The organism is Bifidobacterium sp. ESL0775, assembly GCF_029395475.1.
Classification (GTDB): Bacteria; Actinomycetota; Actinomycetes; order Actinomycetales; family Bifidobacteriaceae; genus Bifidobacterium.
Map to the genome: position 1 here is coordinate 758,946 of NZ_CP113917.1, position 14,022 is coordinate 772,967.

Sequence of the window (14,022 nt, forward strand, 5' to 3'; positions counted from 1 at the left end):
TTGTCTGGTTTCAGCGCAAGGCGTGATGGCTTGGGAAAAACGATTTTTGGACGGTTTCGTCTCGCATCGTGAGTGATGGAAGTGACTTATCTCACGATACGAGTGTGAGGGAATACTGGTATCGCCCGTGGCATACGATAGACAAGTATGAGCGATAACACCATGAGAATCATTGACCTGCGCGGAAAGCGCCTCACCAGAGCACAGATGCTTGAAGCCATGCCCAGAGCTGAGATGGGCACGAACGAAGCCAGCAGCGCTGTGCGCCCCATCCTCGACGACGTCAAGGCCCGCGGAGCCGCGGCCCTGCGCGATTTCGAGGAGAAGTTCGACCATATCCGTCCGCACGACCTGCGCGTGCCTGCCGAGGCGATGCAAAGCGCGCTCAAGGAGCTGGACCCGGAGGTCCGCGCCGCCATCGAGGAATCGGTGCGCCGCATCCGCAAGGTCTGCCATTCGCAGGTGCCGAAGGACTTCTACACCGACCTGGCCGAAGGCGCGCGCGTCGCCGAGCGCTGGATTTCCGTCGAGCGCGTCGGCCTGTATGTGCCCGGCGGCAAGGCGGTCTACCCGACTTCCGTGATCATGAACGCCGTGCCGGCCCAGGTCGCGGGCGTCTCCTCGCTGGCCATCGCCACGCCCCCGAGCGCCGACAACAACGGCCTGCCCAACAAGACCATCCTCGCCACCTGCGCTATCCTTGGCGTCGACGAGGTCTACGCGGTCGGCGGGGCACAGGCCGTCGCCATGTTTGCTTACGGCGCCAATGGTTCCGAGCCGCAGGACGGCGAAGTGCTCTGCGAGCCGGTCGACAAGATTACCGGCCCCGGCAACATCTTCGTGGCCACGGCCAAGAGCATGGTCTCCGGCATCGTCGGCATCGACGCGGTCGCCGGACCCACCGAGATCGCCATTCTCGCGGATAAGACCGCCAATCCGAGCTGGGTCGCCGCCGACCTGATCGGCCAGGCCGAGCACGATGAGCTCGCCGGTTCCGTTCTGATCACCGACAGCGAGGAACTGGCCAAGAAGACCCAGGAAAGCCTTGATAAGCGTGTGCCGCGCACCATGTCGCACGAGCGTGTCGCCACCTCGCTGACCGGTCGCCAGTCCGGCATCATCCTCACCGACGGGCTCGATCAGTCCATCGACGCCGCCAACGCCTATGCCGCCGAACACTTGGAGATCCAGACCGAGAACCCGGAAGAGGTCCTGCCGCGCATCAAGAACGCGGGCGCCATCTTCTGCGGCCCGTATTCGCCGGTTCCGCTGGGCGACTACATGTCCGGCTCCAACCATGTGCTGCCCACCGGCGGCACCGCCCGCTTCGCCTGTGGTCTTGGCGTGCACACCTTCATGAAGCCCGTCGAGGTCATCGAATACGACGAGCAGGGCCTGAAGCCGCTGGCATCGCTGATCAACGCCTTCGCCGTCTCCGAGGACCTTCCGGCCCACGGCGAGTGCGTCCTGAGCCGCTTCGTCGACGACCCGTATGACAAGGCCACGCTCAAAGAGCAGGAGCGCAAGGCCGGTCTGCGCAAGTAGCGCGCTTGGTTGAAGTTTTAGCGGTTTTGTCGTTCCGGTCTCCGGTTTCGGCAAAACCGCTTTGTTGTTTACTTGTTTTATGGTATGAACGGCAAATTATTTTATTCCATGAAACCGTGATTTTCTGGTCGTTAAAGGCTTGAAACCACCAATGATATATATTATTTATATTGTCTACGTATATGTGCCGGAAAGTGAAGAGGAAGATCGATATGACCGATACGATTCCACAGGATCTGCCGCTGCGCAACGACCTCATCGGCGAGGTGCCTTACGGGGCGCCGCAGCTCGACGTGCCGGTGTGTCTGAACGTCAACGAGAACCCGTACCAGCCTGCGCCGGATGTGGTCAATGAGATCGCCGAGGATGTGCGCAAGATCGCGCCGACGCTGAACCGTTACCCTGATCGCGAGCACACCAAGCTGCGTCAGGCGTTCTCCGATTACCTTGCGCGTGAGTCCGGCGTCAAGCTCGGCGTCGAACAGTTGTGGGGCGCGAACGGCAGCAACGAGATCATGCTCCAGCTCTTCCAGGCCTTTGGTGGGCCGGGCCGCAAGGCTCTGGGCGCGGATCCGACTTATTCGATGTATCCCGAATACGCGCGTGACACGTTCACGCGTTGGATTACCGTCAAGCGCAATCCTGATTTCTCGCTCAACCTCGAGGCTCTGCTGGAGGGAATACAGCGCGAACAGCCGTCGATCATCCTGCTGACCAGCCCGAACAACCCGACCGGCACCATCCTGCCGATGGACCAGCTTGAGGCGGTGCTGAAAGCCGCGCAGAACGCCAAGGTCGAGGGCGCGGCACAAGGCGTGCATCCCGTGGTCGTGGTGGACGAGGCCTATATCGAATTTCGTACCCCAGGCACGCCGAGCGCGTTGGAACTGTTGGCTAGTTACCCGAACCTGGCCGTGAGCCGCACCATGAGCAAGGCCTTCGCCTTCGCCGGGGCGCGTGTGGGCTATCTGGCTGCGGCGCAAGGCATTATCGATTGCGTGCGCATCGTGCGCATGCCCTACCACCTTTCCGCCGTCACCCAAGCCACGGCGCTCGCCGCGTTCAAACACACCAACGAGCAGCTGAGCCAGGTCAAGCACCTGCGCGAGACCCGTGAAGCGACCGCCGCATGGTTGAAGACCCAGACTTGGCACGGCAAGCCGTTGCAGGTCGCGGATTCCCAGTCCAACTTCGTCCTCTTTGGCGGCTCATTCGAGAATCGGGAACGCGTTTTCGAGGAGCTGTTGAAACGCGGCGTACTGATTCGCGTGGTCGGCCCGGACGGCTGGCTGCGCGTGTGTATGGGCACCGATGACGAAATGGCCCGTTTCCGCGAGGCGCTGACACAAGTGCTGGCGCAACTCGAAAACGAATAGCGGCGTCGTAAATTCATAACCTTGGTATGCATTATGGTTCTGCCTCAATGCACGCCATTCTGTCCAAGGGCCGTTATGGACGTGAGGTATAAGCGATCTCGCTTGACTTCGCGATGAATTATGATGGTGCTAAACGTCGAAATGTGTGTGAATTAGCATAAAGGAGCGGTTATGGCAAGAACGGCGACGATAGTACGCGAGACCAGCGAATCCAAGGTCGAGCTGAGCCTGAATCTTGACGGCACCGGCAAAACCGACATCGAGACGACGGTGCCTTTCTACAACCACATGATGACCGCGCTCGGCAAGCATTCGCTGATCGACCTGAAGATCCGCGCCAGCGGCGACACCGATATCGACGTGCACCACACTGTCGAGGACACGGCCATCGTCTTTGGCGAAGCGCTGAAGCAGGCGTTGGGAGACAAGCGTGGCATCCGCAGGTTCGCCGACGCCACCGTGCCGCTGGATGAGGCGCTCGCGCGTGCTGTGGTCGACATTTCCGGCCGTCCGTACGCCGTGTGCACTGGGGAGCCGGAAGGCTTCGAATACGCCATGATTGGCGGGCATTTCACCGGTTCGCTGGTCCGCCATGTCATGGAATCCATTGCCTTCCACGCCGACCTTTGCCTGCACATGACCGTGCTCGCCGGGCGCGACCCGCACCATATCGCCGAGGCCGAGTTCAAGGCGCTGGCCCGCGCGTTGCGCTTCGCCGTCGAGCCGGACCCGCGCATCGCCGGCATCATTCCCAGCACCAAAGGGGCGCTGTGATGAGCGAACATCGTGATGACAATGGAGCAGACCATACCAACGGTTCCGGCAATGCCGATGACGAGAACGGCGGCCTGTTCAGCGACGAGGAGCTGGAGGCGGCGCTCGCCGGTTTCGAGAAGGAATTCGCGGACGACCCCGATGGCAAAAACGCGGGGAAGGACGACGCCGCGGATGGTGACAATCCTGGCAGCCATAGCGCAACCGAGGACGCGGATTCCGGTCAGGGTGTAAGCGGTTCCGGTTTCGGAGCCCATGACGCTGGCGGCGATTCCGGGCAATCCGACCGCAAGATCACCGATGAGCTGAACAAGATGGACTTCGACGAGGAGCTTGAGGGACTTATCGGCAACCGTGCCAAAGTCGCTGTGCTCATCACCCGTCTGATTTCGGCGGATCTGCTCGCCGCTTTTTGCCAGATCGCCGACATTTCGGCCGATTGCGTGGCCGACGAGAACGGGGCGGTTGCCATCCTCCACAACCTTGACGGCGACGCGCCCGAAGGCGCCGCAAAGGATCTGACAAGCGTGGTCAACGGCATGCCGGCGGTGCTTTCGGTCAATCGTGCCGACAAGCTCGTCTCCACGCTTTACATGTCCGGCGAGCCGGGCCAGCAGTTCGCGCCGCCGGTGCTTTTCACCACCACGCCCAAATGCGTCGAGGACCTGATGCTCGGCATTGTCGATGTCGCCGGTCTTGAGGCGCAGGGCGAGCGTGTGGTGAGGACCGCCGATTTCGACCGCAAGAAAGCCATGGACGTGATCGCCGACCACACGCGTTCGCGCGGACGCGGCAAACCCAACATCGAGTGAGTTGTGGTTTAAGGTATGTGACGGCCGAATAGCGGATTCGCTGAATGCGCTGACGGAAAACGGAGGGGACAAATGACGCAAGTGGTGGTGTTCGATTACGGCTTCGGCAACGTGCGCTCGATGATGCGCGCGCTGGCGCATGTGGGGCTTGAGCCGACTCTGACCAGCAACCGCAGGCAGGCGCTTGAAGCCGATGGGCTGGTGGTGCCTGGTGTCGGGGCTTTCGCGGCGTGCATGGACGGGCTCAAGGCCGTCGGCGGCGACCAGATCATCCTCGGGCGGCTTGCGGCGGGGCGTCCGGTGCTTGGGGTGTGCGTCGGCCTGCAGATCATGTTCGCGCAAGGCACGGAAGGCGGGGCTGCGTCCAAGGGGCTTGGCGTCATCGACGGTAGCGTGGATCTTCTCGACGCGGACGTGGTGCCGCACATGGGCTGGGACACCATCGCGGCTCCCGACGATTCGGTGATTTTGCGCGGACTTGAGGACGAGCGTTTCTATTTCGTGCATTCCTACGCCTCGATGTCAGCTAATATCCCCGAAAGACCTGTAATTCCGCCAAATGCGGGCGTATTGGAACCTGACGGCTATCGCGGCCATGCGCAATCCTCCATTGCTGATGTCGAGACGCAAAAGGTGGGTTGGTGCGATTACGGCCGCAGCCATTTCGTGGCGACCTATGAGCGCGGCCCGCTTTCGGCCACCCAGTTCCACCCGGAGAAATCGGGGGAGGCGGGCGCCCAGCTGCTCAAGAACTGGGCCGCGACGCTGTAAATGCCATAGTCGCGAAATCGTAAGTTTGTGTTGCGCGGACATGGCGAATATGCGTGCAACGTGTGGCGTGCGTTTCTATTCCGACTATCTGTATTACATACTGACCGGTGACTTAAGAATTATTACTTCGTTAAAAGGAGACAAGATGCTGACATTGCTTCCGGCCGTCGACGTCCGAGGCGGCAAGGCCGTGCGCCTTCGCCAAGGCAAATCCGGTTCCGAGACCGATTACGGCAGCCCGTACGAGGCGGCGCGGACGTGGGCCGACGAAGGCGCGGACTGGATCCATCTGGTCGACCTCGACGCGGCGTTCGGCACCGGCGACAACCGCTCGAAACTGCGTGAGATCGGTGAGAAACTGGGCGAGAAGGTCCATATCGAGATGAGCGGTGGCATCCGCGACGACGCAAGCCTTGAAGCCGTGTTCGAGGCCGGTGCCGCGCGCGTCAACATCGGCACCGCTGCCCTGGAAAATCCGGAGTGGACGGCCAGGATTATTGAAAAATACGGCGACAAAGTGGCCATCAGCCTCGACGTCAAAGGCCATACGCTGGCCGGTCGCGGCTGGACCAGCAAGGGCGGCGACCTTTTTGAGACCATGACCATGCTTGACAAGGTTGGCTGCCGACGCTATGTCGTCACCGATGTCGCCCATGACGGCATGATGGACGGGCCGAACCTGACGTTGCTGCGTGAGGTCGCCGAGCGCACGCCAGCTAATGTCACTGCTTCTGGCGGGATTTCCAGCCTGGACGACATCCGCGCCGTCTCGAAGCTCGAAAGCGTCGGAGTGGATGCCGCGATTCTCGGCAAGTCCCTCTATGCCCATGCCTTCACGCTGAGGGAGGCGCTGGAAGTGGTGCGGCCGGAGTAGCGGCTCGGCGACGATACAGCTATGCATGTGTGCCGGCAAGCCGGGGCGTCAGAGCGATGATATCGGTGTCGAACTGACAGTCGTGCCGTGATTAAGACAGGACACGCGAAAATGTAGCGTAAACAACGTGGCCATCGATACTATAATTTAGCGTCGGATATATGAAGGCCGATGCATGCAACAAGGTTTGCAGAGAAAGGGAGAACCATGAAGGGTGCGCTTTTTGATTTGGACGGCGTAATCGCCGATACCGCCGTCTACCATTTCCAGGCTTGGCGCAAATTGGTCAAAGACCATTTCGACCGCGAGCTTCCCGACGAACTGGAGGAGAAGACCAAAGGCGTCAGCCGTGTCGATTCCCTCAAGGTGATTCTGAACTACCTTGGCGTCACCGTGCCGCAGGCGCAGTTCGACGCGCTGGCCGCCGAGAAGAACGAGGCCTACCGCGGGCTTCTGGCCGGTCTCACCTCGGCCGACATCCTTCCTGGCATTCCCGAGCTCATCAAGCAGATGAAGGAGCACGGGGTGAAGCTCTCGCTGGCTTCGGCGAGCATGAACGGGCCATTCATCCTCGAGAAGCTGGGCCTTTCGGGCACCTTTGACGCCATCGCCGACCCGAGCAAGGTTGCCGCAGGCAAGCCCGCCCCTGACATCTTTCTGGAGGCGGCCGCCGAAATCGGTGAAAAGCCGGATGATTGCGTCGGCCTTGAGGATTCCGTCGCTGGCATCACCGCCATCAACGCGGCCGGTGCGTATTCCGTGGGCGTGGGCAGCCCCGACGAGCTCGGCCATGCCAAACTCTTGGTGCCGAACACCGCCGCGTTGAAATACGACGAGATCGAAAGTGCGTGGGAACGTCGGTAATTTTGTAGCGGAGCCAAAAGGTCGGTCGATAACAAATCGGAAATGGCGGAATATCAACAAAGCGAAATTGTTATCGACCGACCTTTTGGTTGGCCAACTGAGGTTTAACTGGAATGTAATAATGCCGTGAGACCATGGTGCTTATGGATAAACAGCAAGAATTCGCCTTGCGCACCGTCGAGGAACGCGATGTGCGATTTATTCGTTTGTGGTTCACCGACGTGCTGGGGACGCTGAAGTCCGTGGCCATCGCTCCCGCCGAACTCGAGGACGCCTTTGAGGAGGGCCTTGGCTTCGACGGCTCGGCGATCGAGGGCATGACCCGCGTCTCCGAGGACGACATGATCGTGCGTCCGGACCCGTCCACCTTCCAGCTGTTGCCGTGGCGCGATGGCCCGCAAGGCACCGCCCGCATGTTCTGCAACATCCTGACCCCCGACGGCGAACCCTCGCTCGGCGATCCGCGCCACGTCCTGGAGCAGGAGCTGCAAAAGGCCAAGGAGAAGGGCTTCACCTTCTACGTCCACCCCGAGATCGAATTCTATCTTTTCGAGCAGCAGGACGATTGGGGCAAGCCGCCCACGCCCGTCGACTACGGCACCTATTTCGACCATGTGCCGCGCAGCCCCGGGATGGACTTCCGCCGCGCCGCCGTCAACATGCTCGAACAGATGGGCATCTCCGTCGAGTACTCGCACCACGAGGTCGGCCCCGGCCAGAACGAGATCGACCTGCGCTACGCCGACGCGATGGCGACCAGCGACAACATCATGACCTTCCGCACGGTGGTCAAGGAGATTTCGCTGGAACGCGGCATCCACGCCAGCTTCATGCCCAAGCCCCTGACCGACGAGGCCGGAAGCGGCATGCACACCCACCTGAGCCTTTTCGAAGGGGATTCCAACGCCTTCTACGAGGCCGGGCAGGAATTCAACATGTCGCTGATCGCCCGCCAGTTCGCCGCCGGCATCCTCTACCACGCGCGCGAGATCAGCGCGATCACCAACCAGTACGTCAACTCCTACAAGCGCCTGTGGGGCGGCAACGAGGCCCCGAGCTACGTGTGCTGGGGCCACAACAACCGTTCGGCCCTCTTGCGTATTCCGCAGTACAAGCCCGGCAAGGGCAACTCGGCGCGTATGGAATACCGTGCGCTCGACCCGGTGGCCAACCCGTATCTGGCGTTCTCGGTGCTCTTGGCCAGCGGCCTGGACGGCATCGAACAGAAGATGACGCTTGCCGAGCCCACCAGCGACGCCGTGTGGGACCTCACCGACGCGGAACGCAAGGCCATGGGCATTGAGCCGTTGCCTGAGAGCCTCGACGAGGCGCTCAAAGTGATGGAGAAGTCCGATTTCGTCGCCGGCGTTCTGGGCGAGCATGTCTTCGAATACTTCCTGCGCAACAAGCGCCAGGAGTGGGACGATTATCGCCGCCAGGTCACCCGCTACGAGCTGGAGAAGTTCCTGCCGAAGCTCTGATTGCTTTACTTGCGCGGGTCGCCGAACCAGTTGTTGTAGATTAGGGCGAAGTTGCGGTTGCCGTAGCTGGAGCAGGAGTCGCCCTCGCCGAAGTTCGCCTTGAGCGCGGCGGTGTTGGGCTGGTAGGGCGTGTAGACGTAAAGCAGTGCCGTGGCTTGGTTGCGGATATAGACCTGGGAGCCGCCGCAGCTTTTGTTCGGATGGTATTGCACGTAGTTGAGCGTGCCGACGTGGTAGCCGTACTGGCTTTCGTGGGCCTGATAATACTTGAAGCGTTTCGCCGAGCCGTAGACCTGGTTGAAGAAACCGGCGTATTGCGGGTCGCAGTCGGCGTCGTCGGGACAGCTCAGGCCCATGGCGGCCTTGTATTGGAAGTCGGTTGGATTGGCGGAGCCGATGAGGTGCTGTTCCTTTTGCATTACAGTCAGGAGCACTTTCTCGCTGACGCCGCAGGCCTGCGAGGATTTGTAGATGATGGCGCTCGCGGACTCGGCTTTGGCGCCTTTGTAGGCCTTGCAGAGGTCATTGGCGGGGATGTCCGTGGTGTCGAAGGTCTTGACGGGCAGGCAGTTCGGCGAAGTGCAGTTCGGGCCATGCTTGATGATGAAGGCCTGCACTTCGGCCTGGCTCATGGCGTCCGCGTTGAAGAACTGCGCGTCGGAGATGATATTGCCGGGGTCGAAATCGTATTTTTGGACCAGCTCTTCCTGCCGTTTCTGCGCGTTGGCCACCTCGATATGCCACTGGACCATGCGCACCAGCCCCATCACCAGCGCCATTACGCAGATCACCGCGACGATGCCGCCGAGCACCACCCCGACCTTGGCGGGTACACCGGCCTTGCGCCACTTGCGCTTGCAGGTCGCGACGAACTTGGATGGGATATGGGAACGGTTGCGGGACTTAGAAGATGAGGTCACAATGCCAATGCTATCGTCCGCCCCTGAACGTTTTCCCGCAGAAAAAGTCGGGGCTAGGAAGTTGCCTGCATCATGGTGACGATATCATGATGACATCATGATGACATCATGACAACAATTTGCGGATGCGCTTGAGGCTGGTGGGGGACTTGGTGCCCAGCTCCTGCGCCCACAGGGAGACGTAGAACTCCTCGAGCATCCAGCGGGCCTGCTCCACTTGCTTGCCGAATGCCTCGCGCCGCGGGCCGGCGGGTTCGGCCTTGAGCTTTTCTTGGGCCCTGGTGACCAGGTCTTTGGCCTCGTCGGCCTCCCACGCCCAGCGCACGTCGCGGTTCTTGTCGGTCTTGGCCTTTTCCAGGCGCATCAGATCGGCGTGCAAGTAGCGTTCGATGTTTGGTAGCGCTTCGGGCGGAGTTTTGCCGATGAATCCGGGATAGACGAGCGTGGCGATGTGGTCGCGAACTGATTGTAATACAGCTAGCATTGTCAAGTCGGCCCTGCCTCCGACCGCAGAATCGACGGCCGCGTAGCGCTTGAGGATGGCGATGACGTCGTGTGCCACGGCGTAGACCGTGTCTTCGAAGGTCTGTGTCACCCCACTTACGGCCTCGGCCAGTGCGGTGTCGTCGGCGAGCTTGTCGATATGGGGGAGCAGACGCTTGACGGCGGCCAACTCGAGATCGTCGACCAAGAGTTTCGTGGACTTGTAAGGCGCGCTGGCCAGCATTAGCGCCTCGCTGCCGAGCCAACGCGAGGAGATGCGGTCTTCGGGAAGTTTCAGCTTCTCGTATGCCGCCTGCCAGAGCATTTCGGCGCGGGAGACCGTGGTGGCGCCGGCCTTGTTCAGAAGGTTCGCCTGCGCGACCACTTTGCCTTGCGACTTGGCCTTGTTGGCTTGGCGCTCCACGGTTTTGCGGGCGCTGGCCTGTGCCTGGCGGGCGAACTTGCGCTGCAGTTCGACCAATGATTTGCCGGTGCCCAGCACCCGATAACGTTGGGCTTTGCCGTGGCGTTGGGCGCGGAAGGTTGCGTCGTCGATGATGGTCGGATTGTCGGCGGTATTGGCTGAATTGTTTTGATTGTTCCGTCCCGCGCCGCCATTGACATTGCCGTTGTTCTTTCCGGAATTTGAACGGGAACTGCTGGCGTACTTATTGTAGGAAATTGTGGAGCTGCTGGCATTGGCGGCATCAACGTGGTTGTCCTTGTTTTTGCCATTCCGTTTGCCGCCATGCCGTCCCTTGCCGGGTGCTGGAGGCAATGGTTCCTCGACGCTGAACGTGACGCGCAGATACGGCGAGAGCTTGTCGAGTTGGTCGTTGTTGAAGTCCTCGGGGTGGATGGTGGCGTTGACGCTGGTGATGGCGGCGTAGGTGAAGGCGTGCGCGAAATCGGGCCAGCGTGTGGTGCCGGTCGCCTCGTCAACCGGTGGCAGATTCGGCTTGCCTTCGGCACCCGAGCCGGGGAGGTTGAGGTAGCGTTCGTCGATGGCGGCGCGGATTGTGCGGGCGGTGTCGGGCGCGGGCACGAACTGGACGCGCAACGACTTCGGCAGCGACTTGATATAGCCCAGAATCAGCTCGTTCAAAAGTCCCGGAACATTCCAAGTAAATTGCTCAGGTGTCAAACGGGACAAGGCTTTGACGGGGATATGCACCGTCACGCCATCGGCCGGGTCGCTGGGATTGTAGATATAGCTCAGGCGCAGGTCGATGGGGGTGCCGTCGCTGCCGAGCGTGTGCCACTGGTCGGGATAGTCGCGCAGGTCCACGGATTCGTGCGACTGCAAACGTTCGACTTTGTCGGGGTCGAAGTCGAGCAGATGCGGCTGGGTGTCGTGGATGGACTTGACCCATTTGCCGAGGTCGGCAACGCTAGTGACGTCCTGCGGAATGACGGTGTTGTAGAAGTCGAAAAGGTCCTCGTCGCTCACCGAATCAGAGATCTGGCGGGTGCGGTTGGTGTCGTCCACCGCGTCTTGGAGGATATCACGGTTGGCCTCGACGAAATCGTCGTAGGAGAAGCGCTGCTGGATATCGCCTTCGACCAAACCCTGACGAATCAGAAAATCGCGAGCTTCGGGAGGATTGATACGGCCCCATTGCACCGGCCGGTCCTGCACGATTGGCAGGCCGTAGAGCAGGACTTTCGAACTGGCAATGGCGCTGCCGCGTGAACCCGACCAATGCGGCTCGGCGTAGGTGACGCGGGTGAGGCTTCCGGCCAGCGGTTCGGCCCACGCCGGGTCGATGGCGGCGGAATAGCGTGCCCACAAGCGGGAGGTTTCGGTCAGGTCAGTCGACATCACCCACGGCGGGGTCGACTTGGCCACCGACGAGGCGGGGAAGAGTGCGAACCGGGTACCTCGGGCGCCTTGGTATTCGTTCTTCGACTGCTTGGCCGCGCGTTTCATGGCTCGTGCCTTCGCGGCTCCCTTGAGCCCGGAGAAGTCCGAGGCCTTGGGCTCGCGCACCACCTGCATGCCCATCATCGAAAGCAGGCCGGCGAGCATGGAGGAGTGGATACCCTGTGCGTCCCATGAGCAGCACAGGGAGTGTGCCGCCTGCTGGTTCAACGGCAGCGCGAGAATTTCCGGTGCGGGGCGTGAGATCGGGGCGGGCTTGCCGACCTTGAAATGCATCTGCCGGCACATCTGCCGTAGCTGGGAAACCAAATCGCGCCATTGGCGAAGCCGAATGAAACTGAAATATTCGCTCTTGCAGATCTTGCGTAGCTTGGCGTTGCCGGTGTGGTTGCCGTCGCTGCCTTCGTCGGGGCCGAAAATGTGGTCCCACATGCTGAGTGCAGTCAGGAAATCGCTGGTCTCGTCGGCGTAGCGGTTGTGGATACGATCGGCTTCGGCGCGGATTTCGTCGGGCCGTTCGCGCGGGTCCTGAAGGCTGAGGAAAGCGACGATGACCAGCACTGCGGCGAGTGTGTTGGGCGTGGCCTTTTGCGCGGCCTCGAGAATCATACGACCCAGCCTGATGTCGATGGGAATGCGCGAAAGCTGACGGCCGGTGTGGGTCAGCCGTACCTCGCCGTGCTTGCGAGCGATGGCCTTGAGCTCGGTCAGTTCGTTGAAGCCGTCGGAGACGGAACGGGTATCGGGCGGATCGATGAACCCGAAATGGGTCACGTCGTCGGCTGTACGCGCGACGCCCACCGAAAGCATGTGTAATACAACAGCTCCAAGTGAGGTGCGCAGGATTTCCGGCTCGGTGAAGCGGGGGCGGGACTCGAAGTCTTCCTTGGAATAAAGGCGGATGGCGATGCCGTCGGCGATACGTCCGCAACGGCCGCTTCGCTGATCGGCGCTGGCTTGGCTGATGGCCTCGATTGGCAGACGCTGCACCTTGGCGGACTTGGAATAGCGGGAGATACGTGCCTCACCGGGGTCGACCACGTAACGGATGCCAGGCACGGTCAGCGAGGTCTCGGCCACGTTGGTGGCGATGACGATGCGCTGGTGGGAATGGTGCTCGAAGACGCGGTGCTGTTCCTTGGAGGAAAGGCGGGCGTAGAGCGGCACGATTTCCAGCGCGTCCGGTCGGCGCATATCGGCGGCTCGGGGGCCGAAATGATGGCGGATTGCATCTTCGTACTCGTGGATGTCGCGCTCTCCGGAAGCGAAAACCAGGATGTCGCGCGGTCCGCGGTCGTGCGAGGAATGGATGACCAGTTCGGCGCAAGCTCGTGCCACCGCGCGTGGCATGTCCTCGCTGCCAGTGTTGCCTCTACTGCCATCGTTGTCGCCGGCTCCCGGAATCTCACCATTTTCATCAGGCAGTGACCCATCGGCGAAGCCTGGCACATGACGCATCAGCGCGGGCATGCCGCCCAGCGGCTCGTAGACGATTTGCACGGGGTAGGTGCGTCCGGAAACTTCGATGACCGGCACTTTCGTATGCAACGCGTCCTCGAAATGCTCCTTGAATTTCACCGAATCGATGGTGGCCGAGGTGATGATGAGCTTCAGATCACGGCGCTTTGGAAGCAACGCCGTCAGATAACCGAGCAGGAAGTCGATGTTCAAGCTGCGTTCGTGCGCCTCGTCGATGATGATGGTGTCGTAGCGTGACAGGCTTGGGTCGTGCTGAATCTGGGCCAGAAGGATGCCGTCGGTGACGATGCGCAGGCGGGTCTTGGGCGAGCTTTCGTCGGTGAAACGCACCTGATAACCGATTTCCTCGCCAAGCTTAACGTCCATTTCGTCACAGATGCGCTCGGCCACGGTGCGTGCGGCCAGACGGCGTGGCTGGGTGTGCACGATCTGATGACCATGGGTGCCGCGACCCATTTCCAGAAGCATTTTCGGAATCTGGGTGGTCTTGCCCGAACCGGTCTGTCCGGAGACGATAACGACCTGTGAATCCCGCACGGCGCGCTGAATCTCGTCGCGCGCGGCGCTGACCGGCAGATCTGATGGATAATGGTATTTCATGTGTTTCTCTATTGTACGCACACCCTAAGTTGAGCATTGGAAGAGCGGGCATAACGTCAAGACCGGTGTTGGTGTGCCTGGTCTTGTGCGGGCTATTGAGCGCGAATGCGACGGTTCCATTGGCTGAAAGCCGTGGCTCATTGTTGTTTTCTGCGTTCGAT

General features: G+C 61.0%; 10 protein-coding genes. 8 read left to right on the forward strand and 2 right to left on the reverse strand.

Annotation, left to right across the window (positions count from 1 at the left end):
• Nucleotides 1-147: 147 nt before the first annotated feature.
• The 8 genes from hisD (at nucleotide 148) to OZX73_RS02610 (ending at nucleotide 8,497) form a co-directional block, all read left to right on the forward strand.
• Nucleotides 148-1,545 carry a histidinol dehydrogenase gene (gene hisD, locus OZX73_RS02575; protein WP_277150394.1) on the forward strand — a complete coding sequence of 466 codons (1,398 nt, stop codon included), beginning with the start codon at nucleotides 148-150 and terminating at the stop codon, nucleotides 1,543-1,545.
• Between the two features lie 212 nt (nucleotides 1,546-1,757).
• Nucleotides 1,758-2,921, forward strand: coding sequence for a histidinol-phosphate transaminase (locus OZX73_RS02580; protein WP_277150396.1), 1,164 nt, complete (start codon nucleotides 1,758-1,760; stop codon nucleotides 2,919-2,921).
• Nucleotides 2,922-3,092: 171 nt separating this feature from the next.
• A complete protein-coding gene (gene hisB / locus OZX73_RS02585; protein WP_277150398.1) occupies nucleotides 3,093-3,695 on the forward strand; it encodes an imidazoleglycerol-phosphate dehydratase HisB in 603 nt (200 codons plus the stop codon).
• Entirely contained in the window at nucleotides 3,695-4,507 is an 813-nt protein-coding gene (locus OZX73_RS02590; protein ID WP_277150400.1) for a hypothetical protein, read from the forward strand. The genes hisB and OZX73_RS02590 overlap by 1 nt, the downstream gene beginning before the upstream one ends.
• A gap of 72 nt (nucleotides 4,508-4,579) precedes the next feature.
• Entirely contained in the window at nucleotides 4,580-5,278 is a 699-nt protein-coding gene (hisH, locus tag OZX73_RS02595) for an imidazole glycerol phosphate synthase subunit HisH (RefSeq protein WP_277150402.1), read from the forward strand.
• A gap of 145 nt (nucleotides 5,279-5,423) precedes the next feature.
• Nucleotides 5,424-6,152, forward strand: a complete 729-nt coding sequence (gene priA, locus OZX73_RS02600) for a bifunctional 1-(5-phosphoribosyl)-5-((5-phosphoribosylamino)methylideneamino)imidazole-4-carboxamide isomerase/phosphoribosylanthranilate isomerase PriA (RefSeq protein ID WP_277150404.1) — start codon at nucleotides 5,424-5,426, stop codon at nucleotides 6,150-6,152.
• A gap of 207 nt (nucleotides 6,153-6,359) precedes the next feature.
• Nucleotides 6,360-7,016, forward strand: a complete 657-nt coding sequence (gene pgmB, locus OZX73_RS02605; protein WP_277150405.1) for a beta-phosphoglucomutase — start codon at nucleotides 6,360-6,362, stop codon at nucleotides 7,014-7,016.
• Nucleotides 7,017-7,159: 143 nt separating this feature from the next.
• Nucleotides 7,160-8,497 carry a glutamine synthetase family protein gene (locus OZX73_RS02610; RefSeq protein WP_277150407.1) on the forward strand — a complete coding sequence of 446 codons (1,338 nt, stop codon included), beginning with the start codon at nucleotides 7,160-7,162 and terminating at the stop codon, nucleotides 8,495-8,497.
• A gap of 5 nt (nucleotides 8,498-8,502) precedes the next feature.
• Here OZX73_RS02610 and OZX73_RS02615 read toward each other — a convergent pair whose 3' ends face one another.
• Nucleotides 8,503-9,381: a hemagglutinin gene (locus OZX73_RS02615; protein WP_277150893.1), complete on the reverse strand. Its 879-nt coding sequence runs from the start codon at nucleotides 9,379-9,381 to the stop codon at nucleotides 8,503-8,505.
• 142 nt (nucleotides 9,382-9,523) lie between these two features.
• Complete coding sequence (locus tag OZX73_RS02620) at nucleotides 9,524-13,861, reverse strand: DUF3418 domain-containing protein (RefSeq protein WP_277150409.1); 4,338 nt, start codon at nucleotides 13,859-13,861, stop codon at nucleotides 9,524-9,526.
• Nucleotides 13,862-14,022 lie beyond the last annotated feature (161 nt).